The organism is Kribbella sp. NPDC051936 (assembly GCF_040680955.1).
Lineage (GTDB): Bacteria > Actinomycetota > Actinomycetes > Propionibacteriales > Kribbellaceae > Kribbella.
Map to the genome: position 1 here is coordinate 423,051 of NZ_JBFAXS010000002.1, position 26,131 is coordinate 449,181.

Below are 26,131 nucleotides of genomic sequence, written 5' to 3' on the forward strand. Positions count from 1 at the left end.
CCATCACTTCCAGTACTTGACCCGCGGGTCGAGCAGCGGGAGCAAGAGGTCGAGGAGCAGGACAGCGGTCAGCACCGAGAAGATCGCGATGTCGGTGACGCCGAGGATCGTGTTGAAGTCGAGCTGCTGGATCGCGGTGACCAGCGTGGTGCCGAGCCCCGGGTAGTTGAACAGCTGCTCGACCAGCACGTTGCCGTTGAAGATGAAGCCGAGCGAGATGCCGAACGCGGTGATCTGCGGGAGGTAGCAGTTGCGCAGCGCGTACCGGGTCAGGATCCGCCAGCCCTTCAGGCCCTTCGCCTCGGCGTACACCAGGTAGTCCTCGCCGAGCACGGGGATCATCAGCATCCGGGTGGACAGGATCCAGCTGAACGTCCCGATGATCACGATCGACAGACCGGGCAGCAGTCCGTACTTGAGCACGCTGCCGATGAACTCCGGCGTGATCCCGGGATTGATGTTGGAGTCGTACGCCGATCTCGCAGGCAACACGCCCATCGAGTACGCGAAGACGTACACCAGGATCAGCGCGACGAAGAAGTACGGCACGTGCGACAGCGCGATCGACAGGTTGGTGGCGATCGCGGAGCCGAGCTTGCCGCGCCGCCAGCCGGCGATCGCGCCGATCACGACGCCGAGGATCCAGGCCAGCACCGCCGAGATGCCGAGCAGACCGATGGTCCAGGGCAACGACCGGAGGATGACGGTCTGGGCCGGCGTCGGGTAGTTGATCAGGCTCGGGCCGAGGTCGCCGTGCAGCACCAGCTTCTGCATGTACGTCACGTACTGCGTCAGCAGGTTCCCGTCCAGGCCGAACTCGTGCTTGTAGCGGGCGATGATCTCCGCACTCGCGGTCTGGTTGTAGATGTAGTTCTGCTGCAGGGTCTGGATCAGCGTGTTGATCGGGTCACCCGGCATCAGCCGGAAGAAGAAGAACGCGATGGTCAGGGCGCCCCACAGCTCGACCACGTACAACCCGAGCCTGCGCAGGGCATACGCCGCCAGCGGATGCCGCGACAGCCAGGCCCGCACCCCCGATCGGGGTGCGGAGGCCTGGCTCTTGTCGACAGCTACCACCGGCGGGGCTTCCGCCGTCACGCCGGGCCCTTCTGCCCGGTGGGCTCGATCTTGCCGAGGACGAAGATGAAGTGCTGCCACCAGTTCAGCGGCACCTCGTACAGGTCGTCGTCGGTCGGCCAGCCCTTCCAGAAGGTGGTGTTGAAGTACGACGGGTAGCCGGTCTGGATCACCGACAGCATCGGGAGCTCCTGGAAGTAGATCTCCAGCGCCTCCTTCAGCAGCGGCTTGGCCTCCTCGCTCTCCGGGTTCAGCCCGGCCAGCTTCTTGGACACCTCGTCGAACTTCGCGTTCCGGAACCGCAGCTTGTTCTTGCCGGCCGCGTTCTTGCCGATCGGCTGGTACTTGTCGCTGGTCCAGTCGGTGTAGAGCTGCTCCGGGTCGATCGCGATCCCGGCCCAGCTGGAGTCGATGTCGTACTCGCCGCGCTGGAACTTCTCGTCGTGCACGTTGCCGGCCAGGCTGCGCAGCGTGGCCGGGACGCCGACCTTCGCGAGCTCGGTCTTCAGCACGTTCGCGATCGCGTACTCACCACCGTCGACCGGCGACGGCGTGATGATCTCGAGATTGATCTCCTTGCCCTTGTACGTCCGCTTGCCGGCGGCGTTCTTCGGGGCGATCTCGTCGAGCAACTGGGTGGCCTTCTGCGGCGAGAACTCGAACTTGTACTTGTTCGCGATCTCGTCGTCCTTCCACTTGTCGTTGGTCGGGTAGTCCGCCCACGGGTACTGGGCCGGCGGCACCGGAACCGGCCAGATGGACTTGCCGATCTTCTCCCGGTCCAGGCAGTAGTTGATCGCCCAGCGCATCTTCGGCTCCGAGATCACGCCCCGCGCCGGGTCGCAGTTCAGCCACATCACCCGCGGGTTCGGGTCGTGGAACTGCGTGGTCTGCAGGTTCGGGTAGCCGGTGTTGCGCAGCTGCTTGGCGTGCTGCTCGTCCACCGAGCCGACGTCGAACTCCGCGCGCTCGAAGGCCAGCGACGCCTGGTCGAGCTGCTTCGACGTGCTCTGGAACACGACGTACTGCGGCTTGACGTCGAGCTTGTCCTTGTTCCAGTAGTTCGGGTCCTTCTCCCAGACGAACATCTTCTGGTTCCGGATCGCCTGCTTCAGCTTGTACGGCCCGCTGTGCACCGGCGGGTTGTCCTTGTACTTGGTCGGGTCCTGGGTCTTCCAGATGTGCTCGGGCATGATGCCGAGCGGCGGACCGGCGATCGCGGAGATGAAGTTGTAGTGGAACCGGGGCGCGGGCTTGAGCATCTTGACGACCGCGGTCTGCGCGTCCGGAACGTCGATGGCCTTGACGAACTCCTTGAGCTCACCGCCGCCGCCGAACAGGTCCGGCCGGTCCTTCAGCAGCATGATCGTGAACTTGAAGTCGGCGGCGCCGAGCGGCTTGCCGTCGTTCCAGTGCGCCTTCGGGTCGAACTTGAACGTGACCTCGGTGAAGTCGTCGTTGTACTTGTACTCGGTGGCCAGCCACGGCTTCATCTCGCCGGTGGCGAAGCTGAGGTAGAACAGCGGCTCGGTGCTGAGCTCGACGCCGGCGCCGCCGGGCGAGCCGTTCGGGATCATCCCGTTGAAGCTGTCGAAGACCGTGTACTCGACCTGGCCCACGATGACCGCCTGGTCCCGCGGCACCGGGATGTTGGCCTTGCCGATCTGGATCGACTTGGTGGCGACGGGCTTGTTGTTGTTCGCCGGTTTGTCGGAGTACGAGGAGCCACCGCCGGAGCAGGCCGCCAGGAAGGCGGTCATCGCGGCCGCGGCACCTCCTCCGACCAGGCTTCGCCGACTCAGTTGATAGCGGACGACGTCGTTGACGTCTTCGAACTGGGGCCGCGGTGCTTCGTTCATGACGAAAGTCACCTCCGTTTCCGTTGCGCGGACGAGCTGATCACCGACCGAGAGGTGCCACGGACTATAAGTAGGCCTGACAACGTTGGCAAGAGTTCATTCCCACGTTGAAACCGTGAGGTTATATCCGCAGATCAGTCGATATACCAACCGATGACAACGTTGGCTCGCTCTCCGTGACGCCGTACGCGGAAACGCTTCCAGCGACGGTCACGCGGAGTGTATTTTCAGGCCCTGCGGCCGGTTCCGGTCAGTCGTAGACGGCGTCGACCAGAAGTTCCACGGATCGGTCCGGTTCGTTGAGAACCGCGCGGATCACATGCCGCCGGTCCCAGCGCCCGGCGGCCCAGGCGAGCGCCTTCGCCAGCCCGTCGAAGGTGGCCGCGTGCGGGGCGCCGTCGGCGTCCACCCACCACGACACCTCGACGCCGTCGACGGTGAGCTCCTCGTGCTCCCACCAGGTCGCCGGCACCTCGGGCACCAGCTCACCGACCAGCGCCGGGACGTCGGCCTCCGTCCCGGCGGTGCCAAGCTTGCCCTCGGCAACTTCCTGGGCGAGCGGGACGTCGAACAGGTCGCTGAGCCCGTCCGCCGCCGCGCCGGATCCGATCACGAACCCGCCGAGGTCGTCCCGCTGGACCCACATCGGACCGTCGACCACCACGGCGTGCTCCGCGTCGGTCACCCGGGTCGTCCCGTCGGCGTCGAGCACCCGGACCCGGGCCGGGGCGTCGCCGGGGAACAGCGCGAGCGTCCCGAGCCGGTTCCACAGCCGAAGGATCGACGCCTCGTCCACCTCGCGCTCGGTGTCCGCCAGCCGGTCGAGCACCAGGGCGAGGCCGTCGGCGTCGAGGTCGGTGACGTCACGGACCAGGCCGGCCGCCGTCCGGACCTCGGGATCGAGCCCGGCGGTCCAGGCGGGCGCTGGGTCGAGGAAGGTCGCGAGCACCGGTTCGGCGTCGGGGTCGGCCCGCCCGGCCAGCGGTTCGCCGTCGTCGAGCAGGACGTGCTCACGGATCCACCAGGCCGCGTACGACGGTACGCCGAGCGGCCGGTCGTCCGGGCCGACGACCCGTACCTGAGTGACGAGCGCGCGGCGCAGCGCCGGGTCGGATCCCAGCAGCTGCAGGACTTTCGGCCAGCTGTCCTCGGTGATCCAGTCGAGGTCGCGGATCGCCTCGAGTTCACCGACGGTCGCACCGAAGCGGGATCCGTCCGGGGCGACGTCGTACGCCCAGTCCTCGATGCCGTCGAGATCCTGGAGGGCCTCGGGCAACCGGTCGAGCGTGACGTCGGACGCCGCGACCACACCGAGCGACGCGAGGACGCCGACGGCCTCCAGCGCGGGCAGTCCGTAGCGGTCGAGGACGTCGCGCGCGATCGGTGCGACTTCCTCGGCGTCGAGGACCGCGTGCGCGTCGGAACCCTCGACCACCAAGGCGTTCGCGGGCACGAGGTCGCCGTCGGCGTCGCGCAGGACGAGGTCGGACAGCCACCAGAGTCCGTCGGCCTGCGCCGGGTCGGCGGCGATCAGGCTGAGCACGGCATCCGCGATCGCGCCCGGATCGTCGGCGTCGGCGGAGTGCTCGACCGCGGCCCGGACCGCGCCGTCCTCGAGGAGCGAGCGGGGTGTCGCGGGGATCGCGCCGAGACGTTCGAGGACCGGGTCGACGGCGTCCGGGTGGACGACGCGAACGCCGTACGCACCGAAGGCGGCGAGCGTACCGACCGGGATCTCGGGCCCGGGCAGCAGCAGTCCGCGGGCGCCGCGGACGAGCCGGCCGTCGGCGAGCGGGACCGGGACGGTGCCGAGCGATTCGCGGATCAGCGGGTCGGTGGTCATCGTCGCGAGGCTGGTGTAGAGCGCGCGCCACCAGTCCGGCGGCTCTTCTCCCCCTAGTTGGTCCACCACCTCGGCGAGCTCGAGACGCTTTACCTGCAAGGCCTCCAGCGCGATCCGGTCCTCACGGCGAGCGTGGATCAACCCCGGGACGAGTGGTGCGAGTACAGCGTTGAACGCCTCGTCGGCGCCCTCCACCAGCACCGCCTCCGACGGCCGCAGTACGGCGCCGTCGACGCCCTGGATCATCGGGGTCCGGGGCAGGGTTGTGAGGATCTCGTCGCGGAGCATTCGATCGAGTGCACCCGCCGCGAGACCGGTGGGCACGAGCCGCAGTACGTCGTCGCCCTCCGCGGCTCGCTCCTGCAGCAGTTGTGCGTACGCTGTCGCCGCCTCCTCGACGAGCCGATCCGTCAGCGGGCCTTTCGCCACGTGCCGCCGGGTGGAGTCGAGCGGGAAGGTTGCCAACAGCAACGCGGGTAGTGCCAACGGCTCATCGGTCGGGGTCGGCGCGTGGACGACTCCGGGCAGTTCGGTGAGCGGTCCGCGTGGGAGGGCCCACACGACGGACCAGTTCGGCCGGCTCCGCTCTTCGGTGGGGCGGTCGGCGAGAAGAGCCGGGTCGAGAGTGCCGGCGGTCCGGTGGATGTGCCAGCGGGCATTGACGTTCTCCAGGATCCGGTGGCCGTCCTCGGTCTCGATCTCGATGCGTTCCAGGCCGGGGAGAGCGAGGAGGAGAGCATCGTCGGCTTCGGCAAGCAGGCGGCGGACCAGGGCGGCGGCGGCCTCGTCGCGGAGCGGGAGGATGACGGCGGTGTCGTACCCGGCGGGAGGTTCGCCTTCGGTCGCGAACGGCAGCCGCAGAACCGGCACCTGCCCGTCGCGACGGCGGAGTTCGGTGTCGAGGGACGCGCTGCCGAGGTCGGCGATCGCTGCCGCGGTGTCCGGCTTCGAGAACCGCACCCCGCCGGTCCGGGACAACACCACCGGCTCGTCCGTCACCGCCAGCACGGCAGAGAACCCGACCCCGAACCGCCCCACGGGCTCCCCCGCGTCGTCCGGCCCGGTTGTCAGCACCTCGCGCTTCGCCGACGCGCGCAGGGTTGCGAGCGACTCGACGCCTGCTGCGTCGAGCGGAGCGCCGGTGTTGGCCACGACGAGGGTGTTGTTGCGGAACTCGTACAGCACTCGGCCGGGAGTGCCGGCGCGGGCAGCTGCGTCGGCGGCGTTCTGGGCCAGTTCGACGACCAGCCGGTCGACGTACCCGCCGAGGGCGAGTTCCTCCTCGGCGTTGGCGTCCTCGCGGAACCGTACGGGGGCCGCTGCCCACCCGGCCAGCACCCGTTCGCGGATTCCCGTCGTACCGAAGGCGTCGTCAGTCACCGACGCAGTATGCCGTACCGCCGGGCACCGGGTTTCTTCGTCCGGTGGAGGGGTGGGAGCCATCATCTATCGTGGTGCGGTGATCACATCCGGCAGTCGGTACGTCGCACTCGGCAGCTCGTTCGCGGCCGGCCCGGGGATCAGCCCGATCGAGCACCCGCCGGCAGGCCGCTCGGGCAACAACTACGCGCACCTGGTCGCGCGCGAGCTCGGCCTCGACCTGATCGACGTCTCGTACTCCGGCGCCACGACCGCGCACCTGCTCGACACCCGGCAGGACGACGCGCCGCCGCAACTGGAAGCGCTCACGCCGGACACGGCCCTCGTCACGATCACGGCCGGCGGCAACGACCTCGAGTACGTCGGCAGGTTCCTGCGCGGGAGTTTCCTGAACACGATCGCGAAACCCGCGACGATCCTCGGCCGCCGGGTCGCGAACCGGATCCGTGCGCGGGTCAGCTACCTCACCGACGACGCGGCGTACCAGGCCGTCACGGATTCGCTGACCGCCGTGGTCGAGCAGGCCGGGCAGCGATCCCCCGAGGCGCGGATCCTGCTCGTCGACTACCTCAGCCTGGTCGGACCGGCGACCCGGCCGCGTCTCGACGTACCGCTGAACGAGGAGCAACTGCCGAGCATCGCGCTGATGGCCGACGGCCTGGCGGCTGCCTTCGCGAAGGCAGCCGCCGCGACCGGAGTCGACCTCGTGGCGGCATCGGCGGCGAGCCGGGACCACGCGATCGGCTCGACCGAGCCGTGGACCACCGGCTTCACAATGCTCCCGCCCACCCTCGGCGGCTTCGTCCCGTACCACCCGAACGCGGCCGGCATGCAGGCCGTCGCCGAGCTGATCCTCGCGACGCTGCGGGACTGAACGCGTGCCCTACTTCGCGGGCGTGTAGACGTACGGCGTGGTGGTGGTGACTGCTACGAAGCCGAGGCGCTGGAGGATCGGGGAGCTGTCGTCGGAGGCGTCGACGTGGAGGTATTTGTAGCCGAGCTCGGCGGCGCGGGCCGCGCGGACCGCGACGAGGGCCTTGTAGATGCCCTTGCCGCGCCACTCGGCAAGGGTCGAGCCGCCCCAGAGGCCGGTGAACTGGGTGCCCTTCTTGTACACGGCCCAGGCGGCGGAGACCACCTCGCCGCCGGCCTCGGCGACGTAGACGTCGGTGCCGCTCGCCTGCCGGCGGACCAGATCGTCGGCCAGCCAGGACCAGTCCTCGCCCCAGACCGTCGACTCCATCGCGGCGATGCGCTCGACGTCGGCGCGCTCGCCGACCAGGCGGATCGTGATGCCGTCGACCATGTCGCGGCCCTGCAGGCGCTCGACGACGGCCGCGCTCTCGGCGACGAGTACGGTCTCCTGCTCCTCGGGCTCGAACCCGGCGGCCTTCAGCCGGTCGGGGAGATCGGCCGGCTGATCGTGGCCGCGGAGCTTCCACTCGACGGCCTGGCCCTTGGCCGCGAAGAAGTCACGCTGGCGGGCGATCAGCGCGTCGATCTCGCCGCTGTCGAGGCCGTCGAGCGAGCGGTAGCTGACGAACCCGCGGCTCGGGTACTCGACCCGGATCACCGGCCCGTCGGTACTGGTCGGAACGTCGGCGGTCTCACTCGTCCCGCGCAGCTGGTCGTCGTACGCGGCGAGCAAATCGTTCTTCGAGGCATCTGTCACGGGGTGACTCTGACACGACTTGCCCAGATCCGCCGCACATTTCGGGTCACCCGAACCTTCGGAGCGCGGCGGCGGCCGGCGGGCTGGCTCAGTCCGTGCTTGTTCTCACGCTCGGCGTTCGCGAAGTGGCTCAGCGACACCATCAGGTTCAGCGGTTCCATCGGTCTGTCCTCCGGGTTCTTCGGCGCTTACACCCGGAGGTCGGATCAGATCGGCCGAACTCGACATCGGCGGTCAGGAATTCTTCTCGGTCACCAGCACCAGGTGCCGCAGCAGGCCGTCGAGCCGGGTCCGATCGGCCTCGGGCAGGTGGTGGACCAGCTCCTCCTCGACCCGCTGGATGTCGCCGATCCCGCGCTGCCAGAGCTCGTTCCCCGCCGGCGTCAGCGTCGCGACGACCTTGCGGCGGTCGTCGCGGTCGTGCGCGCGCTCGACGTACCCGCGGCGCTCGAGCGCGTCCAGCCGGTTGGTCAGGGCGGCCGCCGACATCCCGAGCTGCCGGGCCAGTTGGCCCGGTGTCGCGCGGTACGGCGCGCCCGCGCGCCTGAGCATGTGCAGCGTCTTGAACTCCCACAACTGCAACCCGTACGCCGCGAGCACGGCCTCGCGCCGGCGCTCGAGGTAGCGGGTCAGCACCTGCAGCCGCACCGTGATGCCCTCCACGTCGCGATCCAGGTCGTCCAGCTGTCCCGCCCAGAGATCGACATGGGCGTCCACGAAATCCTTCACCCGTCCAACTTTTCAGCGACTGAAGGTTAGTTGTCAAATATTTCGATGTCGAAATATTGTGCCGCCATGAGCCACCTCGCAGCCACCGACATCGCCGCCGCCGCTGTCCAGCTGATGCGCGCCGGCCGCTGGGCCGCCGCAGCCGACCTGCTGACCGCGGCCACCCCCGACGATCCCGACGAGCGCGAGCTGCTCGCGCTGACCCGGGCCGAGGTCGCGGTCGACCAGGACTTCGGCCGGACAACCGACCACGCCACAGCCGCACTCGCGGGGGTCCCCGGTGACTCCTGGGACCTCGCGATGCTGACGTTCCGCAAGGACTACGCGAACGCCCTGTTCCACGCAGGCGACCCGGACCTCCGGGACCGCGCTCGCACGCTCATCGAGCAGGCGCCCGACGACGTGCGACGAGGGACGGCCAGCTTCTGGGCGGGCGCGGTGGCCGACAACGTGTACGAACTGCCCGCGGAGGCGTGCACGCACTACGAGGTCGCGTTGGAGCTCGGCGAGAAGTGCGGCGACGAGTTGCTGGTGGCGCAGGCCCTTCGCCATCTGGGCCATCACGCACACGCGGCCGGCGACCTGGCGCTCGCGCGAAGCCAGTGGGAGCGGTCGATCGAGCTCTTCCAGAAGGCCGGTCACCTGCGCCCTGCGCTCGCCCAGCAGGCGTCGCTCGCGGTTCTGCTCCGCGATGAGGGCGACCTTGCGGGATCACGAGCACTCGCGGCCGAGACGAACCGCTGGGCGCGGCAGCTGGACGTCCCGTTCATCGCCCAGCGGACCGCCGACCTGATGGCGGTGCCGGCATGAGCCAACTCACCGCCGCCGACATTGTCGCCGCCGCTGCCGAGCTGATGCGCGCCGGCGAATGGGCCGCCGCAACCGACCTGCTGACCGCCACCCGCGCCGACGATCCGGGCGAACGCCGTACCTTGGCCTTGGCACTGGCCGAAGTCGCGGTCGACCGGGACTTCGCGCAGCAGACGGATCACGCCTCGGCCGCGTTGACCGCTGTCGATGAGGTCGCCGACGACAGCATCGCGTGGGACGTCGAGATGCTGAAGGTTCGCAAGGACTACGCGAACGCACTGTTCGGATCAGAGTGCGACGCCGACGAGTTGGCAGAGCGGGCCGCGCGGCTGATCGACCAGGCGCCGGACGACCGGCGCCGCGGGGCTGTCAGCTTCTATGCCGGTGTCATGGCGGACAACCTCCTCGACCGGCCGGACGAGGCGTTCACCCACTACACGACGGCGCTCCGGCTCGGCGAGAAGACCGACGACCCGTTGCTGATGTCCTACGCGCTCCGGCACCTCGGCGACCACGCCCACACCGCCGGCGATCTCCCCCTCGCCCGGCAGCACTGGGAACGCTCCACCGAGCAGCGGCAGCAGACCGGCCACCTGCTGGGCGCGTTGGCGCAGCAGACCTTGCTGGCCATGCTGCTGCGCGACGAGGGCGACGCCGCCGGATCACGAGCGGTCGCGACCGAGGTCAACCGGTGGGCACGCCAGGTGCCGATCCCCGGGATCGTCCAGCAGACGGCTGATCTGATGACGCCGAGTCGTTGACAGCTGCACCGGGTCCCCGACGCGAACGCAGCGCGCTGATCACGCAGTCCACCGAGCGAACTCCGCCGGAACGCCGGCGCTGAACGCCACGTGATCGGGGTCTCGCTTCGGTGGGACGAGGCCGACTGAGCTGAGCAGGGCGTCGGTCTCCAAGGCGGTGAGGGTCGCGGCGTTCAGGATCCACGGCGGGTGGCGGTTCGGCAGGTACCAGGTTCGGCCGGCGCGATGGACGTGCAGGCCCCAGCGTGCGGTGAGGAAGTCCTCGAGTGGGCCGGCAGGTAGGCGGTCGCCCATTTCGACGCCGACGACCGCCTCGGCGCCGGAGCTGCGGACGGTCGACGTGTACGTGTGGTGGTTGCCGTGACGTTCGTGGCACATCCGTGCCCAGCGGTACGGCAGCCCGAAGACCGTCCGCGCGGCCGCCACCACGGCCAGCCGGTTCGCGTCGAGGCTGAGGAACACGACACCGCGCCGGCCCGTCTCGTCCACGGAGTACAGGCGGATGTTCGTTTCCAGGAACGAGCCGAAGTACGGAACGCCGGGGCCGTACGGGAGCCCGGTGCCGACCATCCGGAACGGGACCAGGCCGACGTACGTGCGTCCCTCGAACGTGTCCGGCCGGGTGCCCGGCGGGAAGAAGTGCGCGACCTCGTCCGGCGCGAAGGCCCAATGCACGAAGGTCAGATCCAGCCACCGCTGCCGCAGGATCCGCGGCCGCGGCAGCTCCGGCGCCTCCGGCCAGCTCACTGCGCCGACGGTCTGACCTCGCACGTCGGCCTGCCGTCGTTCAGTTCACACACGAGGTACGCCGGTGTGCCGGGCTCGGCGGGCTTCCACGGCATCACCGCGTCACCCGCGAGCAACGCGTCGAGCGTCTGCAGCTCCGGGTCCCGCTGCTCCGCATGATGCCGGTATCCGGCCGCACCCAACGCCAGCGCGATCGCCATCCCGAGCAGGTTCACCTCGGTCGGCTTGTCCGGCACCGTGGTCCCCTCCCCCGGCTCGAACTTGATGCCGTGGTCAGCCACCTCGACGATGCGAGCTACGTACTTGCTCATGATCGGAGTCTAGGGTCAGACGCATGAACTTCGAAGATTTCCGCGCCGAGGTTCCCCCGAAGGACCTGTCCGATCTCCACCGCCGACTGGACGCGACCCGGTGGCCGGACCAGTTGCCGGACGCCGGCTGGTCGTACGGCGTGGAACTCGGGCGACTGCGGGAGGTGACCGACCACTGGCAGACGTCGTACGACTGGCGGCGCTTCGAGGATCGGTTGAACGTGCACCACCAGTTCGTGACCGAGATCGACGGCCAGCGGGTCCATTGCCTGCGGGCCGGCTCGGCCGGCACGCCGTTGTTGCTGCTGCACGGGTGGCCAGGCTCCGGATCTGACTACTTGGACGTGATCGACGCGCTGGCCCAGGACTTCACCGTCGTGGTGCCGACGATGCCGGGGTTCGGGTTCTCCGGGCCGACCCTGACCACCGGGTGGGGCGTCGAGCGGATTGCGCGCGCGTGGATCACGTTGATGGAAGGGCTGGGGTACGAGCGGTACGGGGTGCATGGGTACGACTGGGGTGGGCGGGTCGGGGCCGCGCTCGCGCGGAGGGCGCCGGAACGGGTGCTCGGGTTGCATCTCGACGGCTACCTCGCGTTCCCGCAGGGTGAGCAGCTGAGCGAGGACGAGCAACAGCGCCTGAGCGGGCTGGAACGATGGCAGCAGGAGCGGTCCGGGTACGCCTCGATCCAGAGCACGCGCCCGCAGACGCTGGCGTACGCGCTGGTGGACTCCCCGGTCGGCCAGCTCGCGTGGAATCTCGAGTGGTACGACGACTACGGGCACCGAGTAGGTGCCATTGGCAACGACCGGATCCTGGACTCGGTGACGTTGACGTGGTGCACCGGGACGGGCGGTTCGTCAGGGCAGATCTACCGCGAGGCACAGGCCTCGTGGGGCGCCGACGTCGACTACTGCCCGGTGCCGACCGGGCTGGCGGTGTTTCCGGGCGACAGCACGGTCCGGCGGCTGGTGGAGCGGGAGTTCGACGTCGTGCACCACAGCGAGTTCGACCGTGGCGGGCACTTCGCCGCCCTGGAGGTCCCCGAGCTCGTGGCCGGGGACCTCCGGGACTTCTTCGGGAAGTTCTAGGACGAGAACGCGGCGTCGAACGACGCGGTCGGTGGGTCGAAGGCGAGCGACTTCACGAACTGGAGCGCCTCGGCGGCGCCGACCAGGCGGTCCATGCCGGCGTCCTCCCACTCGACCGAGATCGGGCCGGCGTAGCCGATCGAGTTGAGCATCCGGAAGCACGCCTCCCACGGGACGTCGCCGTGGCCGGTGGAGACGAAGTCCCAGCCGCGCCGCGGGTCGCCCCAGGCGAGGTGGGAGCCCATCCGGCCGTTCCGCCCGTTGCCGACCTGGCGCTTCGCGTCCTTGCAGTCGACGTGGTAGATCCGGTCCTTGAAGTCCCACAGGAAGCCGACCGGGTCCAGGTCCTGCCAGACGAAGTGCGACGGGTCCCAGTTCAGCCCGAACGCCTCCCGGTGCCCGATCGCCTCCAGCGTCGCGGTCGTCGACCAGTAGTCGTAGGCGATCTCCGACGGGTGCACCTCGTGCGCGAACTTCACCCCGACCTCGTCGAACACGTCGAGGATCGGGTTCCACCGGTCCGCGAAGTCCTGGTAGCCGGCCTCGAGCATCGCCGGCGGCACCGGCGGGAACATCGCGACCGTCTTCCAGATCGACGACCCGGTGAAGCCGACGACCACGTCGACGCCGAGCGCCCGGGCCGCCCGCGCGGTGGTCTTCATTTCCTCGGCGGCGCGCTGCCGGACCCCTTCCGGGTCGCCGTCGCCCCAGATGTGCGCGGGCAGGATCGCCTGGTGCCGCTGGTCGATCGGGTCGTCGCAGACCGCCTGCCCGAGCAGGTGGTTGGAGATCGTCCACACCTTCAGGTTGTGCTTGGCCAAGATGTCCAGCCGGTCCTGCACGTACGCCGGGTCCTCGGCGGCGCGGCGGACGTCGAGGTGGTCTCCCCAGCAGGCGATCTCCAGCCCGTCGTACCCCCACGAGGACGCCAGCCGCGCCACCTCCTCGAACGGCAGGTCGGCCCACTGGCCGGTGAACAACGTGATCGGTCGTGCCATCTTTCTCTCCTTGTCGGGTGGTACTGCAGGGGTGTCCCCGGCGGCGTCCGGAGCGCGTGTACGCCGCCGGGGACGGTCACCGCGGGACTCGCCGGGCCGTCGCCCGTCCGGGGCCGAACCAGCCGGGGCGGCGGCAGGTGTACGGCAGCGAGATCCCACGGCGACGTCATCAGCCGAGCCGCGCCTTCAGGTCCTGGCCGACCGCGGTCAGCAGGGTCCGGGCCGGTCCGTCGGCGACCGTGCCGGCCGTGGCCAGATACAAGGTGAGCGCGACGTTCGCGGCCACGGTCTGGTTCCGGGCCGCGGCTCGTTCGGCGGTTCCGAGGTGCGCCTTCAGTACCGTGGCGGTCGCCAGCGGCACCTTTCCGGCGGCGCGGTAGCGGTCGACGAGCTTGACCGCCTCGGCGTAAGACACGACCACCGAGAACGGCATGTTCTTCACCGAGGTGTTCCCGGCGACATCGGTTGCCGTAGCCGTCAGAGCATGCGCACCCAACCCGAGCAGGACTCCGTCAAGCGCCCCTGTCGTTGGTTTGCCGTCCAGGGCCATCACTACAGTCCCCGGCCCGGACAGCGCATCCGTCACAGCCGCTTGCACCGAGGCGGTCGAGGCAACGCCCAGACTCGCCGGCAGCCCGGTCACGGTCGCCGTAGGTGCTGTCTGATCGATCTTCACCGTGACCGACGAAGGCTCCGAGACGTTGCCGGCGGTGTCACTCCCCCGGACCGCGACCGTGTGGGTCCCGTCAGCAGTCAGGGTCAAGGGCGCGGTGTACTCCGACCAGTTGCCGTCGCCAACCTTCTGCTCCAGGTACACCTGCCCCGGCCGATCGTCCACACCCATCGCCGTCGCGGTCACCGGCCCCGTCCACCAGCCCGCTTGACCCGACGCGGTCGACGGGTCGAGTCCCAGGCTGACAGTCGGTGCCGTGGTATCGGTGATGCGCCGGAAGTAGTCGAACTTCGCGGTCTTCGAGGCGGACTGATCCACCCCGAACGCGTAGACGCCGAACTTCGCCGCCGCCAGCGCGGTGTTCGTCACCGGCGGCAGATCGGACCACGTGACGCCGTCCGAGCTGTAGGAACCGGTGAAGGTGGAGTCGGACTTCGAGATGCGCAGGTACCAAACACCCTGAGCTGGCGTCGGAGCGTTGGGTTGGGGCGATTGGACGACGTTGGCGACCTCGCTGCGCAGCTCCAACGCTCGGGTGACTGCGCTGCCTGCGGCGTTCGTCGTCAGGTAGTCGAGCTTGACGTAGTTCGCGTCGTCGGCGTAGACCAGCAGACCTGCCTGCTGGAACGCCTCGTCGAACGACGACGCGTCGACCTTCGTCTCGATCGTCCAGTCACCGTCCGGCGCCGGCTGCAGCATCAGGTTGCGCGGGTCGGTCGCCGTACCGCCGTAGATGTCCCCCTTGCTGGTGTCGATCTCCAGCCCGCCGCCGGTCACCCGGTAGGCGGCAGGATCCGGCCGTACGACGTCGGACCAGCGGCACGCGTCGAGCGTCGTACCGGCGAACTCGTCGTCCGGTGCAGGCCGCTCGGCGGTGTCGTCGGGCGTGATCGAGAAGTAGTCGAACGAGGCCGTGATCGGCAGCGCCTCGGTCCGGTTCGTCAACCCGAACAGGCCGATCCGCGGGTTCGTGATACCGGCCAGCTGCTTCGTCTCCGGCATCTCGGTGAACGTCGCGCCGTCGGCACTGTACGCCGCCTTCAAGTTCGCGCCGTCGGACGTGAACCGGACCCACACCGTGTCCGGATAGGCCGCACCGAGGTTCGTCGTGTTCGACGCGGCTACCTCGTTCGGTACGCCGTTCTCCTCGCGGATGAACTGGAAGATCCGGTCCGCCGCCGACGGTGCGCCGGTGGAGCGGCCCTGCAGCACCATCTTGGCGTAGTTGTCGTCGTCGCCGTACACGATCAGGCCGGCCTGCTGGTAGGCCAGCCGAGCCGGCAGCGTGACCTTGGCCGTTGCCGACCAAGCGCCCGCCGGGAGCGGCTGGAGCACGAGGTTCGGTGTGCCGGTGTTCCCCGTGCCGTAGATGTCCGTGGCGGTCAGCGGGATCGACAACGCGCCGTTGCCGACGGACAGCTCTTGGTTGCCGCGGACAACTGACGACCAGCGCGCGGTGTCGAGTGCGGTGCCGTCGAAGCCGTCCGAGCGGCCTGTCAGGCAGGTCGGCGCCGACGGCGAGTCGACGGTCACCTCGACCCTCGCCGTTCCCGTCGCCCCGCGCGAATCGGTGACCGCCGCGGTCACCGTGTGTTTGCCCGGGACTGTGAACGTGTGCGAGGCATCCGGTCCGGTGGCGGTGCCTCCGTCGCCGAAGGTCCAGGCGTAGCTGAGCGGGAGATCGCCTTCCGGGTCGGTGGCCGACGCCGTGAAGTCGACAGCCAGCGGCGCCTTGCCTTGGGTAGCCGAAGCCGTGACCGTGACCGCGGGGCGTTGGTTCTCCGTGACGCCCTTGCCGATGAACTTGACCCAGTTCACGTTCAGCTGCCCGGTCGTCTTCACGAAGTACAGCGGGCCGCTCGCGGCCGACGCACCGCTGACCGCGCCGGTGAAGTCGCCGTACGTCTGCCAGGCGCCGGTCGGCGGCACCTGGATCGTCGCGACCACCGGGCCGTCGGTCGGCGATCCCTGCCGGACCTGCACCGTCGCACCCGCGTCCGGGGACGCCGCGCGCAATTGGATCTGGTCGATGTTCGTCAGGTTGGTCGGCTTCCAGCCCCACCAGTCGCCGTCCTCGATGAACCCGATGTTCTTCCCGCCGCCCGCGGTGTCGCCGGTGTCCTCGACCTGTACGCCGGGAGCCGATCCGGGCCCGCCGGTCTCGTCGAAGAACTCCGCCTCCCGGGTCTTCGGCTGGAGCTGGACGACCTTCTGCGTCGTGATCCTGCCGGTCCCCGGCGCGCCCTTGTCGGTGTAGGTCACGGTGACGATGCCGAAGATGTTCGCGCCGACGTGGCCCTGGTCGCCGGGCAGCGGGAACGTCCCCTCACACCCGTGGTACTGCTCGTACCCGTGGGCGTGCTCGTCGTGGCCGAGCGCCGGCTGGGTGACGACGTCGTTGCAGTCGACCGTGCCGTCCTCGGGATCGGTGACCGTCACCCGGTAGCGGATCGTGTCGCCGAATTCGAAGAACCCGCCGTCGACCGGCGCCTGCACGGTGATCGTCGGCGCGGTGTTCCCGGCCGTGATGGTCCGGTTGGACACCGCCGTCCGGCCGTCCGGATCCGTCACGGTCAACCGCGCGGTGAAGACCCCGGCCGTCGTGTACGTGTACGTCGGCTTGGCGTCGGCGCTGTCCGTCGTACCGTTGCCGTCGAAGTCCCAGGCGAACGTGACCGGCTGGCCGTCCGGATCGCGGGAACCGGTCGAGTCGAAGGCGACCGTCAGCGGCACCGGGCCGGAGGTCTTGTCGGTGCTGAACTGCGCGATCGGCGCCCGGTTCCCCTGGATGTAGTCGATCCGGTAGAGACCCGAGTCCGCGTTGTTGCCGCCGAAGCCGCTCCCCCACTCGATCACGTACAGGGCGCCGTCGGGCCCGAACTGCAGCGCGTGCGGCCGGATGAAGCTCAGCTTCTGCAGCATCCGCGACACGTCCGCCACCCCGCTGCGGTCGTCGTTCAGCTGCACCGAGAACAGCCGGCTGTCGTTCCAGTCCGCCCACACGGCCTTGCCGTCGAAGTACTCCGGCCACTTCCGGTCCGACGGGTTCGCGGCGTCGTACTTGTACGCCCCGCTCGTCATCGGCGCACCGCTGCCGCCGATCTCGGGGACGCCGGTCGTCGACTTGCCCTGCCACATCGTCGCGGGGATCGCGGCCGGCAACTGCGTCAGGCCGGTGTTGTTCGGCGACTCGTTCACCGGAGCGGCGCAGTCGAACGTCGGCCCCGACGTAGCGGTCGCGAAGTCGTAGTCGTTGTACGGCGTGTTGGCGCCGACGCAGTACGGCCAGCCGTAGAAGCCCGGCTTGGACAGGATGTTCCACTCGACGCGACCGTCCGGGCCGCGCGTCGGCGAGACGGAGCCGGCGTCCGGCCCGTAATCCGCGACGAACAGGTGGTTGGTGGTCGGGTCGATCCCGATCCGGAACGGGTTGCGGAAGCCCATCGCGTAGATCTCGGGCCGTGTCTTCGCCGTGCTCGGAGGGAACAGGTTGCCGGCCGGGATCGTGTACGTGCCGTCGGTCTCCGGGTGGATCCGGAGCACCTTGCCGTTCAGCGCGTTGCTGTTGGCCGCCGACCGTTGCGCGTCCCAGGCGGCCCGCCCGGCGCGCTCGTCGATCGGCGCGTAGCCGTCGGAGTCGAACGGGTTGCTGTTGTCGCCGGTCGCGACGTACAGGTTCCCGTTGCCGTCGAACTCGAGCGCGCCGCCGGCGTGGCAGCACTGGTCGCGCTGGGTGTCGATCCGCAGGACCTGCTTCTCGCTCGCGAGGTCGACGGTGTCACCAGTCACCGTGAACCGCGAGACCCGGTCGTACGGCTCCGCGCTCACCGGCGAGTAGTACAGGTAGATGAAGCCGTTGGACGCGAACGCGGGGTCGAGCGCGATCCCGAGAAGGCCGAATTCCTGGCCGGTGTAGACGTTCAGCGTGCCGGCGGTGAGGACCGAGCCGTCGGTCTTGACGATCTTCACCGCGCCGTTCCGGTCGATGTAGAACACCCGGCCGTCCTGAGCCACGGCCAGTTCCATCGGGTTCGACGTGTCGTCGTCGAGCGTCACCTTCTCGTAGCTGTCGCTGAGCGACGCGCCGCAGTCCGCGGGCTCGGCCCCGGCCGCGGTCCGGATACCGCCGAGCAGCTGCTTGCGGAACGTCGGGTCGGCGTACGACTCGATCGTGTGGCCCATGCCCGTGTACCAGGCGCGGCCGCCGTCGTAGTCCTGGCACCACGTGATCGGGTGCTCGGGGCCCATGTTCCCGCCGCTGTACGACGACTCGTCGAGCGACGCGAGGACGTGCACGGTGCCGCGCGGATTGGTCCGGTAGTTGTACCACTCGTCGGTCCGCGGCCACAGCGTCGGCGCGTCCTTGGTCGACGGGTGCGCGTGGTCCTCCACCTTCACCGTCGCGTTCGGCGTACCGGCGGGATGGCTGTCGAAGTAGCTGCCGACGAGCTTGCCGTACCAGGGCCAGTCGTACTCGGTGTCGGACGCGGCGTGGATACCGGCGTACCCGCCGCCGCCCCGGATGTAGCGCTCGAACGCGGCCTGCTGGTCGGCGTTCAGCACGTCACCGGTGGTGGACAGCCAGATCACCACCTCGTACTTCGCGAGCTCGGTGTCGTTGAACATCGTGGCGTCCTCGGTCGCGGTGACCGTGAAGCCGTTCGCGGTCGCCAGGTCCTTGACCGCCTGGATGCCGGCCGGGATCGAGTCGTGCCGGAATCCGGCGGTCTTGGTGAAGATCAGGGCGTTGAAGGTCTCGTCACCATGGCCGGGATGGGCCCGGGCGGGCAACGGAGTCAGCAACGCCGCGAACAGGGCGAGCACGAGAAAGCACACCAACGTGCCGTGTCTACGTAGCTGGATCATGCGGAGCTCCTCATGGGTCGGACAAGGATGCGCGCTCCATCAACTACAAATCCCGTGCTCTGCCCTGCGCGGGATGCACTGCTACCGGATCAACGGACGCCGAGCAGGTGCTCCATCGCCAGCTGGTCCAGCCGTTCGAACCCGAGACCGCGCTCGGCCAGCGCGTCCCGGTCGTACGTCGCGTTGCGGAGATCGTCCAGCGACTCACCCTCGGCCAGGGTGGGCTCGGACATCTCCGCGACGCGTGCGGCGGCGAGTGCCTCCGCGACCTCGGGGTCGGCGCGGAACGCCTGCACCTTGTCGCGCAGGATCAGGTAGTTCCGCATACAGCCCCGCGCGGTCTCCCAGACGCCTTCCTCGTCCTCGGTGCGCGGCGGCTTGTAGTCGAAGTGGATGTAGCCCTCGTACGCCGGGTAGCTGCCGGCGCCCTGCAGCACGTCGACCGTCCAGAACGCCTCGCGCAGGTTGCCGGCCCCGAACCGCAGGTCCTGGTCGAACCGCGGACCGTGCTGTCCGTTGAGGTCGATGTGGTACAGCTTCCCGTGCCACAGCGCCTGCGCGATCCCGTGCGCGTAGTTCAGCGACGCCATCTGCTCGTGCCCGACCTCAGGGTTGATCCCGACCAGGTCGGGGTCGGCGAGGTCGTTGATGAACGCGATCGCGTGCCCGATCGACGGCAGCAGGATGTCACCGCGCGGCTCGTTCGGCTTCGGCTCCAGCGCGAACCGGATGTCGTAGCCCTGCGCGCGGACGTAGGCGCACAGGATGTCCATCGACTCCTTGTACCGGTCGAGCGCCGCCCGGACGTCCTTCGAGCCGCCGGACTCCGCGCCCTCCCGGCCGCCCCAGAGCACGTACGTCGTCGCGCCCAGCTCGGCCGCCAGGTCGACGTTGCGCAGCACCTTCGCCAGCGCGTACCGCCGGACCTGACGGTCGTTCGCGGTCAGGCCGCCGTCCTTGAACACCGGGTGCGCGAACAGGTTCGTGGTCATCATCTCGACGACCATGCCGGTGTCGGCCAGCGACTTCGTGAAGCGCTCGAGCGTGCGGCCCCGGGTGCTGTCGTCCGGTACGACGTCGTCGTCGTGGAACGTGACCGCCGCGGCGCCCAGCTCCGCGAGCTTCTCGACGGCGTGCACCGGGTCCATCGCCGGGCGTACCGCCGTCCCGAACACGTCGACGCCCTGCCAGCCGACGGTCCACAGACCGAAGGAGAACTTGTCGTCCTTGGTCGGGGTGTACTTACTCATTCCGGAATCTCCTGCCATTGTCGGGATGCCGAGCTGGCCTCGACCGCGGCCAGCACGCGCTGGACTCGCAGCCCGTCGGCGAACGACGGTTCCGGATCGGCGCCTTCGGCGATCGCGGTGACCAGGTCGACGACCTGATGGGTGAACCCGTGCTCGTAGCCGAGCAGGTGGCCTGGCGGCCACCACGCGGCGACGTACGGGTGGGCGGGTTCGGTGGCGAGGATGCGGCGGAAACCCGCCGTCCTCGGGTCTTCGGTGGCGTCGTAGAAGTGCAGGAGATTCATGTCCTCGAAGTCGAACGCCAGACTGCCGAGGCTTCCGTTGATCTCGATCCGGATCGCGTTCTTCCGGCCGGTGGCGAAGCGGGTCGCCTCGAAGACGCCCAGCGCGCCGGAGCGGAAGGTGGCCAGGAACACAGCCGCGTCGTCGACCGTCACCGGTCCGCGTTCGGTGCCCGCCGTCCCGGCCAGACCGGAGTGCTCGGCGGCGACCGGGCGCTCCTTCACGAACGTCTCGAGCCGCGCGCTCACCTCACCGATGGTGTCGCCGGTGATGAACTCCGTGAGGTCGATGATGTGCGCGCCGATGTCGCCGAGCGCACCCGATCCGGCCTTCTCCTTGTCCAGCCGCCACGACAGCGGCGCCTCCGGATCGGCGATCCAGTCCTGGAGGTACTGCGCGCGGACGTGCCGGATCGTGCCCAGCTTGCCTTCGGCCACCAGCTGCCGGGCCAGCCCGATGGCCGGCACCCGGCGGTACGTGAACCCGACCATCGACCTGATCCCCTTGGCCTTGGCCGCCTCGGCGGCCGCGGTCATCGCCTCGGCCTCCTCGACGGTGTTGGCCAGCGGCTTCTCGCACAGGACGTGCTTTCCGGCCTCCAAGGCGGCGATCGCGATCTCGGCGTGGCTGTCGCCCGGCGTGCACACGTCGACCAGTTGGACGTCGTCGCGAGCGATCAGCTTGCGCCAATCGGTCTCGGTCTCCTTCCAGCCGAGCTTCGCCGCCGCCGCTCGCACAGCCTCGGCGTTGCGACCGCCCAGCACGTTCATGGCCGGGTCCAGCGGCAGGTCGAAGAAGCGCGGCGCGCTCCGCCAGGCCTGCGAATGGGCCGCTCCCATGAACGCATAGCCGATCAGGCCGATGCCCAGGTTCGTCATGACTCTCCTTGTCAGCTCTCGAATGCTGTCGGCAGGTACTGGTCCACGTTCTCCTTCGTGACCACCGGCGCGTACAGCTGGACGGTCCGCGGCACCTCCACCTCCACCAGGTCGCCGAGGGCCTTCTTCTGCACCAGCAGCCGGGCCAGGCGGACACCGTCGGCCCCCTGCGTGGACGGGTAGATGACGGTGGCCTTGAGCAACGAGTTGCCGGACTTGATGTCCCGCATCACGTTCGCCGAACCGGCCCCGCCGACCACGAAGAACTCCTTGCGGCCGGAGTTCTTGATCGCGGCCATCACGCCGACGCCCTGGTCGTCGTCGTGGTTCCAGATCGCGTCGATCTTCGGCGCGGCCTGCAGCAGGTTGGCGGCGGCCTTCTCACCGGACTCGACGGTGAACTCGGCGGCCACCCGGTTGCTGACCTTCAGCCCGCAGTCGGCGAGCGCCTCCTTGAACCCCTTGCTGCGGTCCTGAGTCAACGGCAGCGAGTCGATCCCGGCGATCTCCGCGACCACCGCGTCCTTCTTGCCCTTCAGCTGCTGGCAGACGTACGTACCGGCCGACACGCCCATCCCGTGGTTGTCGCCGAGCACCGTCGTACGAGCCGCGAACGGGCTGTCGAACTCACGGTCCACGTTCACCACCGTGATACCGGCCTCCATCGCCTTCGTCGCGACCGGGGTGAGCGCGGCCCCGTCGAACGGCAGCAGGACGATGGCGTCGACCTTCTGGTTGATGAACGTCTCGACCTGGCTGATCTGCAGGTTCACGTCGTTGGTGCCCTCGGCGACGATCAGCTCGACGTCGGAGTACTTCTTCGCCTCGGCCTGGGTGGCCTTGGTGATCGCACCCATCCAGCCGTGGTCGGCCGCCGGCGCGGAGAACCCGATCTTGACCTTCTTGCCGGGCTCGTCGTTCTTCACCGCGGCCTGCTCGGCCGGCTTGTTGCCGGTGTCCTCCTCGGCCTTCGGGGTGTTGCTGGTGCAGGCCGCCAGTGCGAACACACTCAGGCCTGCGATCACGAGAGTTCGGGCGGAACTTCGGGACATCGTTGTCCTCCTTCTACGATCCTGTGGAACGTCGCGCCAGACGCTGCTGGAGGAGGACGGCGATCACGATGATCGCGCCCTTCGCCACCGACTGGGCGGAGATGCTCAGGTTGTTGAGGGTGAAGACGTTGTTCAACGTCGTGAAGATCAGTACGCCGAACACGGTGCCGACGATCGTGCCGCGGCCGCCGGACAGCAGCGTCCCGCCGATCACCACCGCCGCGATCGCGTCCAGTTCGTACAACTGACCGTGGGTGGAGCTTCCCGTGGTCGTCCGGGCCATCAGCATCACCGCGGCGATCCCGCAGCAGAGTCCGGCCAGGACGTACAGCGCCACGGTGTGACGCTGGACCTTGATGCCCGCGAGGCGGGCCGCCTCGGCGTTCCCGCCGACGGCGAAGGTACGGCGGCCGAACGTGGTGCGGTTGAGCACGACCCAGCCGGCCGCGGCCACCAGCAGGAAGATCCAGACCAGCACCGGCACGCCGATCAGCGAGCCGCCGAAGAAGTCGACGAACGAGTCGACCGTGATGATCTGGGTCTTCCGGTCGGAGATGATCTCGGCCAGGCCGCGGGCCGCCGCGAGCATCGCCAGCGTGGCGATGAACGGCACGATCTTGCCGTAGGCAACCAGCAGGCCGTTGACCAGGCCGCACGCGGCGCCGACCGCCAGCGCCGTGGTGACCATCAAGATCCAGTGGTAGTCGGCGGCCAGCTGCTGGGTGGCAAGCGTGGTCGCCCAGACCGACGCCAGCGCGACCATCGCGCCGACGCTCAGGTCGATCCCCCCGCCGGTGATGACGAACGTCATCCCGACGCTGACCACGCCGATGACCGCGGCCAGTCGCAGGATCGTCAGCACGTTCGCTCCGGTCGCGAACGTGTCGCCGGCGGTGACGACGCCGACGATGCACAGCAGCACCAGGGCAACCACGAGCCCGAGGTTGCGCCCGGCGCCGGACCTCAGCAGGCCCGTCGAGCGTTGCGCCGCCGGCTGGGACACGGTGTCCTGCCTGGACTGCGTAGTGCCGCTCTCCTCTGTCGTGATGTCCTCACTCATCACCTCGCACTTCCTTCCATCACCAGGTCGAGCACCTGGTGCTCGTCGATGTCTTGCGCGGGCCCCGTGTGGACGGCACGCCCCTCCCGCAGTACGACGACCCGGTCGGACAGACCGAGCACTTCCTCGACCTCGCTGGAGACCAGCACGATCGCGACCCCGTTGGACGCCAGCTGCCGGATCAACGCGTAGATCTCCGAGCGGGCCCCGACGTCGACTCCCCGGGTCGGCTCGTCGAGCAGCAGCACCCGGCAGTTCCGCAGCAACCAGCGTGCGAGCACGACCTTCTGCTGGTTGCCGCCGGACAGGTTGCGCACCGGGTGATCGACACCGGCCGGGCGGACGTCCAGGGCCTTGGCCAGCTTCCCCGCCGCATCCCGCTCGGCCCGATTGTTCAGGAATCCGGTGCTGGCGAACCGCCCCAGCGTCGACACGGTGATGTTCTTGAACACCGCCTCGTCGAGCAGCAACGCCTGGCTCTTGCGTTCCTCCGGGGCCAGCCCGACCCCGGCCTTGACGGCGGCCTGGACCGTGCCCGGCCGGAGCGTGGCCCCGTCGACCCGCACGAATCCGGTCGCCGGCCGGCGGGCGCCGTAGACGGTCTCGAGTACTTCGGAACGCCCGGAGCCGACCAGGCCGGCCAGGCCGACGATCTCTCCCGCGCGGACCTCGAAGTCGATGCCCGAGAACTCACCCGGCCGGCTCAGGCCGACGACCTCCAGGAGGACGGGCGCTGCGGCCGGGACCTCGGTGCGCGGCGGGAAGACGTACTCGATCGACCGCCCGGTCATCAGCTGGATGAGTTCCTTGGTCGGCGTCTCGCGGGCGTCCAGGCCGGTCGCGACGGTGGCGCCGTCCTTCAGCACCGTGACCCGGTCGCCGATCTCCCGGATCTCCTCGAGCCGGTGCGAGATGTAGACGACCGCGACCCCGCGGTCGGTCAGGCCGCGGATCACCCGGAACAGGTTCGACACCTCTTCCGGGTCGAGCACGGCCGACGGCTCGTCCATCACGATCAGGCGGGCGTCACGGGACAGTGCGCGGGCCATGCTGACGATCTGCTGCCCGGCGGCCGGCAACGAGCCGACCGTGCGGTGCACCGGGATCTCGGCGTGGCCGAGACCCTGCAGGATCGTGCGTGCCTTCGCGTTCGCCTCGTGGGTCCGGCTGAAGCCGTAGCGGGACGGTTCGTGGCCGAGGAAGACGTTCTCGGCGACGGTCAGCTCGGGCACCAGGTCGAGCTCCTGGTAGATCGCGGCGATGCCCCGCTGGATCGCCGCGGTCGGGCTGTTCAGCTGCACCGGCTCGTCGTTGATCCGGATCGTGCCCGCGTCCGGCTGGTGGGCGCCGGTCAGCACCCGGATCAGCGTGGACTTGCCGGCGCCGTTCTGTCCGAGCAGGCAGTGCACCTCACCCGCGCGGACGTCGAGGTCCACGCCGTCCAGCGCACGGACGCCGGGGAACTCCTTGACGATCCCCGTCATGGTCAGCAGATCGGTCATGCCGCGACCCCGATCCGGGTCGGGTCGACGAAGATCTGGTCGAGCGAGATCTGCGCCCCGCCGCGGACGGCCGCCGCGAAACCGAGCTCCGACCGGACGACCCGGCAGCCGCCGCCGTCCGGTGCGATCACGCGGTCGCGGATCGCCTTCTCCAGAGGTTCCTTCAGCCACGGCCCGAGGACGGCGAAGTAGCCGCCCAGCACGAGCACGTCCGGGTTCAGGATGTTCACCAGGATCGCTCCCCCAATCCCCAGCCAGGTGCCGACGTCCTTCAACGCGGACAGCGTCCGCGTGTCCCCCGCTTCGGCGCGCCGGGTGATCCCGGCCAGCCGTTGCTCCACGTCCAGCGACGGGTCCCGCACCGGGTCGTCCCTGTCCGTTGCCTTGTGCAACAGTGCGGTCAGCCCGACGACGGTCTCCCAGCACCCGGTCCGCCCGCACCCGCAGGTCCGCCCGGGCGGGGCGACCGGCATGTGCCCGACCTCGCCGCTGTACCCGCGGCCGCCGCGCAGGAGGTGCCCGTTCGACACCATGCCGCCGCCGACACCGACCGCGCCGGTGAGCAGGACGAGGTCGTGGGGCGGGCTGTCTCCACCTTGGCCCGCGTCCGCGGCGTGCTGGAGCTCGGCGTACGCGGCGAGCGCCGCCAGGTTCGCCTCGTTGTCGACGTGCAGCGGATAGCCGGGGTCGCCCAGCCGGGTACGCATCTCCTGGGCGACCGAGACCTCGCCCCAGCCCAGGTTCGGTGCGAGCTTCAGCTCGCCGGTCTCGCCCTCGACCAGACCTGGTACCGCCAGCGTCACGCCGGCGAGCTGCCCACCCCGGGCATCCATCGCCGCGAGCGCCTCCCGGACCAGGTCGGCCAGCCGGTCGAGTGTCGTCGCCGGCTCGAGATGCGCGACGTCCAGAGGCACGCGCTTCTCCAGGACCACGCGGCCGGCAAGGTCGAGCGCCGCGACCGCCAGGTAGTCGACGTTGATCTCGGCGCCGACACCGCAGACGCCGGTGCCGTCGAGCTCGACGAGCTGGCCCGGGCGGCCCAGGGCGCGACTGGAGTCGGCCGAGCCTTCGCGAAGCAGGCCGCGCTCGACGAGTTCGGCGACCAGGCTGCTGACGGTCGCCTTGTTCAGGCCGGTCTCCTCGGCGATCCGGGCGCGGGACCGCGGGCCGAGGTCGCGGACGTGCCGCAGGACCACCGAGAGGTTGTTGCGCCGCAGCGACACGTGATCGGCGGCAACGCCCCGGCTTCCCGGGCGGCGGCCGTCGGTCAAGGTCATGCGAGCACCCCCT

General features: G+C 69.4%; 20 protein-coding genes. 4 read left to right on the forward strand and 16 right to left on the reverse strand.

Annotation, left to right across the window (positions count from 1 at the left end; genetic code table 11):
- Nucleotides 1–3: 3 nt before the first annotated feature.
- The 3 genes from AB0L64_RS07595 to AB0L64_RS07605 all read right to left on the reverse strand — a co-directional run bounded on the left by AB0L64_RS07595 (nt 4) and on the right by AB0L64_RS07605 (nt 6,159).
- Nucleotides 4–1,098: an ABC transporter permease gene (locus tag AB0L64_RS07595; protein WP_363708835.1), complete on the reverse strand. Its 1,095-nt coding sequence runs from the start codon at nt 1,096–1,098 to the stop codon at nt 4–6.
- Nucleotides 1,095–2,936, reverse strand: coding sequence for an ABC transporter substrate-binding protein (locus AB0L64_RS07600; protein ID WP_363708837.1), 1,842 nt, complete (start codon nt 2,934–2,936; stop codon nt 1,095–1,097). The genes AB0L64_RS07595 and AB0L64_RS07600 overlap by 4 nt, the downstream gene beginning before the upstream one ends.
- A 250-nt stretch (nt 2,937–3,186) precedes the next feature.
- Nucleotides 3,187–6,159 carry a hypothetical protein gene (locus AB0L64_RS07605; RefSeq protein WP_363708839.1) on the reverse strand — a complete coding sequence of 991 codons (2,973 nt, stop codon included), beginning with the start codon at nt 6,157–6,159 and terminating at the stop codon, nt 3,187–3,189.
- 79 nt (nt 6,160–6,238) lie between these two features.
- Here AB0L64_RS07605 and AB0L64_RS07610 point away from each other — a divergent pair, with 79 nt between their 5' ends.
- Nucleotides 6,239–7,033 (forward strand): SGNH/GDSL hydrolase family protein, encoded by a 795-nt coding sequence (locus AB0L64_RS07610; RefSeq protein ID WP_363708841.1) that lies wholly within the window; start codon nt 6,239–6,241, stop codon nt 7,031–7,033.
- Nucleotides 7,034–7,042: 9 nt separating this feature from the next.
- On the opposite strand, the gene AB0L64_RS07615 is transcribed toward AB0L64_RS07610, so the two are convergent.
- The 3 genes from AB0L64_RS07615 to AB0L64_RS07625 all read right to left on the reverse strand — a co-directional run bounded on the left by AB0L64_RS07615 (nt 7,043) and on the right by AB0L64_RS07625 (nt 8,560).
- A complete protein-coding gene (locus AB0L64_RS07615) occupies nt 7,043–7,831 on the reverse strand; it encodes a GNAT family N-acetyltransferase (RefSeq protein ID WP_363708843.1) in 789 nt (262 codons plus the stop codon).
- Nucleotides 7,828–7,992, reverse strand: coding sequence for a hypothetical protein (locus tag AB0L64_RS07620; RefSeq protein WP_363708845.1), 165 nt, complete (start codon nt 7,990–7,992; stop codon nt 7,828–7,830). Before AB0L64_RS07620 ends, AB0L64_RS07615 begins: the two co-directional genes overlap by 4 nt.
- Before the next feature lie 73 nt (nt 7,993–8,065).
- A complete protein-coding gene (locus AB0L64_RS07625; RefSeq protein WP_363708847.1) occupies nt 8,066–8,560 on the reverse strand; it encodes a MarR family transcriptional regulator in 495 nt (164 codons plus the stop codon).
- A 66-nt stretch (nt 8,561–8,626) separates the two neighbouring features.
- Between AB0L64_RS07625 and AB0L64_RS07630 the strand changes: the two genes are divergently transcribed.
- Both AB0L64_RS07630 and AB0L64_RS07635 read left to right on the forward strand, forming a co-directional pair.
- Nucleotides 8,627–9,370, forward strand: a complete 744-nt coding sequence (locus tag AB0L64_RS07630) for a hypothetical protein (protein ID WP_363708849.1) — start codon at nt 8,627–8,629, stop codon at nt 9,368–9,370.
- Complete coding sequence (locus tag AB0L64_RS07635) at nt 9,367–10,131, forward strand: hypothetical protein (protein ID WP_363708851.1); 765 nt, start codon at nt 9,367–9,369, stop codon at nt 10,129–10,131. Before AB0L64_RS07630 ends, AB0L64_RS07635 begins: the two co-directional genes overlap by 4 nt.
- A 39-nt stretch (nt 10,132–10,170) precedes the next feature.
- On the opposite strand, the gene AB0L64_RS07640 is transcribed toward AB0L64_RS07635, so the two are convergent.
- Together AB0L64_RS07640 and AB0L64_RS07645 are read right to left on the reverse strand one after the other, a co-directional pair.
- Complete coding sequence (locus AB0L64_RS07640) at nt 10,171–10,878, reverse strand: DUF2071 domain-containing protein (protein WP_363708853.1); 708 nt, start codon at nt 10,876–10,878, stop codon at nt 10,171–10,173.
- Nucleotides 10,875–11,189 carry a hypothetical protein gene (locus AB0L64_RS07645; RefSeq protein WP_359923729.1) on the reverse strand — a complete coding sequence of 105 codons (315 nt, stop codon included), beginning with the start codon at nt 11,187–11,189 and terminating at the stop codon, nt 10,875–10,877. Before AB0L64_RS07645 ends, AB0L64_RS07640 begins: the two co-directional genes overlap by 4 nt.
- A gap of 23 nt (nt 11,190–11,212) precedes the next feature.
- Between AB0L64_RS07645 and AB0L64_RS07650 the strand changes: the two genes are divergently transcribed.
- Nucleotides 11,213–12,280 (forward strand): epoxide hydrolase family protein, encoded by a 1,068-nt coding sequence (locus tag AB0L64_RS07650; RefSeq protein WP_363708855.1) that lies wholly within the window; start codon nt 11,213–11,215, stop codon nt 12,278–12,280.
- Here AB0L64_RS07650 and AB0L64_RS07655 read toward each other — a convergent pair.
- From AB0L64_RS07655 to AB0L64_RS07690, 8 genes are all read right to left on the reverse strand, one after another.
- Nucleotides 12,277–13,278, reverse strand: a complete 1,002-nt coding sequence (locus AB0L64_RS07655) for a sugar phosphate isomerase/epimerase family protein (protein WP_363708857.1) — start codon at nt 13,276–13,278, stop codon at nt 12,277–12,279. The two genes, AB0L64_RS07650 and AB0L64_RS07655, sit on opposite strands and share 4 nt — an antisense overlap.
- 169 nt (nt 13,279–13,447) lie before the next feature.
- Nucleotides 13,448–18,817: a ThuA domain-containing protein gene (locus tag AB0L64_RS07660; RefSeq protein WP_363708858.1), complete on the reverse strand. Its 5,370-nt coding sequence runs from the start codon at nt 18,815–18,817 to the stop codon at nt 13,448–13,450.
- An 89-nt stretch (nt 18,818–18,906) separates the two neighbouring features.
- Complete coding sequence (gene xylA, locus AB0L64_RS07665) at nt 18,907–20,067, reverse strand: xylose isomerase (protein ID WP_359923718.1); 1,161 nt, start codon at nt 20,065–20,067, stop codon at nt 18,907–18,909.
- Nucleotides 20,064–21,227 (reverse strand): Gfo/Idh/MocA family oxidoreductase, encoded by a 1,164-nt coding sequence (locus AB0L64_RS07670; RefSeq protein WP_363708860.1) that lies wholly within the window; start codon nt 21,225–21,227, stop codon nt 20,064–20,066. The genes xylA and AB0L64_RS07670 overlap by 4 nt, the downstream gene beginning before the upstream one ends.
- Before the next feature lie 11 nt (nt 21,228–21,238).
- Entirely contained in the window at nt 21,239–22,279 is a 1,041-nt protein-coding gene (locus AB0L64_RS07675) for a substrate-binding domain-containing protein (RefSeq protein WP_363708862.1), read from the reverse strand.
- A gap of 13 nt (nt 22,280–22,292) precedes the next feature.
- Nucleotides 22,293–23,339: an ABC transporter permease gene (locus AB0L64_RS07680; RefSeq protein ID WP_363708864.1), complete on the reverse strand. Its 1,047-nt coding sequence runs from the start codon at nt 23,337–23,339 to the stop codon at nt 22,293–22,295.
- Complete coding sequence (locus tag AB0L64_RS07685) at nt 23,339–24,841, reverse strand: sugar ABC transporter ATP-binding protein (RefSeq protein WP_363708866.1); 1,503 nt, start codon at nt 24,839–24,841, stop codon at nt 23,339–23,341. The genes AB0L64_RS07680 and AB0L64_RS07685 overlap by 1 nt, the downstream gene beginning before the upstream one ends.
- On the reverse strand, nt 24,838–26,118 hold the full coding sequence (locus tag AB0L64_RS07690) for an ROK family transcriptional regulator (protein WP_363708868.1): 1,281 nt from the start codon (nt 26,116–26,118) through the stop codon (nt 24,838–24,840). The genes AB0L64_RS07685 and AB0L64_RS07690 overlap by 4 nt, the downstream gene beginning before the upstream one ends.
- Nucleotides 26,119–26,131: the final 13 nt, after the last annotated feature.

Excerpts from the sequence above, each read along its gene's own strand:
- AB0L64_RS07660 (WP_363708858.1), bottom strand. The coding sequence starts at position 18,817 with ATGATCCAGCTACGTAGACACGGCACGTTGGTGTGCTTTCTCGTGCTC.
- AB0L64_RS07600 (WP_363708837.1), bottom strand. The coding sequence starts at position 2,936 with ATGAACGAAGCACCGCGGCCCCAGTTCGAAGACGTCAACGACGTCGTC.
- AB0L64_RS07680 (WP_363708864.1), bottom strand. The coding sequence starts at position 23,339 with ATGAGTGAGGACATCACGACAGAGGAGAGCGGCACTACGCAGTCCAGG.
- AB0L64_RS07620 (WP_363708845.1), bottom strand. The coding sequence starts at position 7,992 with ATGGAACCGCTGAACCTGATGGTGTCGCTGAGCCACTTCGCGAACGCC.
- AB0L64_RS07630 (WP_363708849.1), top strand. The coding sequence starts at position 8,627 with ATGAGCCACCTCGCAGCCACCGACATCGCCGCCGCCGCTGTCCAGCTG.
- AB0L64_RS07670 (WP_363708860.1), bottom strand. The coding sequence starts at position 21,227 with ATGACGAACCTGGGCATCGGCCTGATCGGCTATGCGTTCATGGGAGCG.
- AB0L64_RS07635 (WP_363708851.1), top strand. The coding sequence starts at position 9,367 with ATGAGCCAACTCACCGCCGCCGACATTGTCGCCGCCGCTGCCGAGCTG.
- AB0L64_RS07675 (WP_363708862.1), bottom strand. The coding sequence starts at position 22,279 with ATGTCCCGAAGTTCCGCCCGAACTCTCGTGATCGCAGGCCTGAGTGTG.
- AB0L64_RS07650 (WP_363708855.1), top strand. The coding sequence starts at position 11,213 with ATGAACTTCGAAGATTTCCGCGCCGAGGTTCCCCCGAAGGACCTGTCC.
- AB0L64_RS07690 (WP_363708868.1), bottom strand. The coding sequence starts at position 26,118 with ATGACCTTGACCGACGGCCGCCGCCCGGGAAGCCGGGGCGTTGCCGCC.
- AB0L64_RS07655 (WP_363708857.1), bottom strand. The coding sequence starts at position 13,278 with ATGGCACGACCGATCACGTTGTTCACCGGCCAGTGGGCCGACCTGCCG.
- xylA (WP_359923718.1), bottom strand. The coding sequence starts at position 20,067 with ATGAGTAAGTACACCCCGACCAAGGACGACAAGTTCTCCTTCGGTCTG.
- AB0L64_RS07685 (WP_363708866.1), bottom strand. The coding sequence starts at position 24,841 with ATGACCGATCTGCTGACCATGACGGGGATCGTCAAGGAGTTCCCCGGC.
- AB0L64_RS07645 (WP_359923729.1), bottom strand. The coding sequence starts at position 11,189 with ATGAGCAAGTACGTAGCTCGCATCGTCGAGGTGGCTGACCACGGCATC.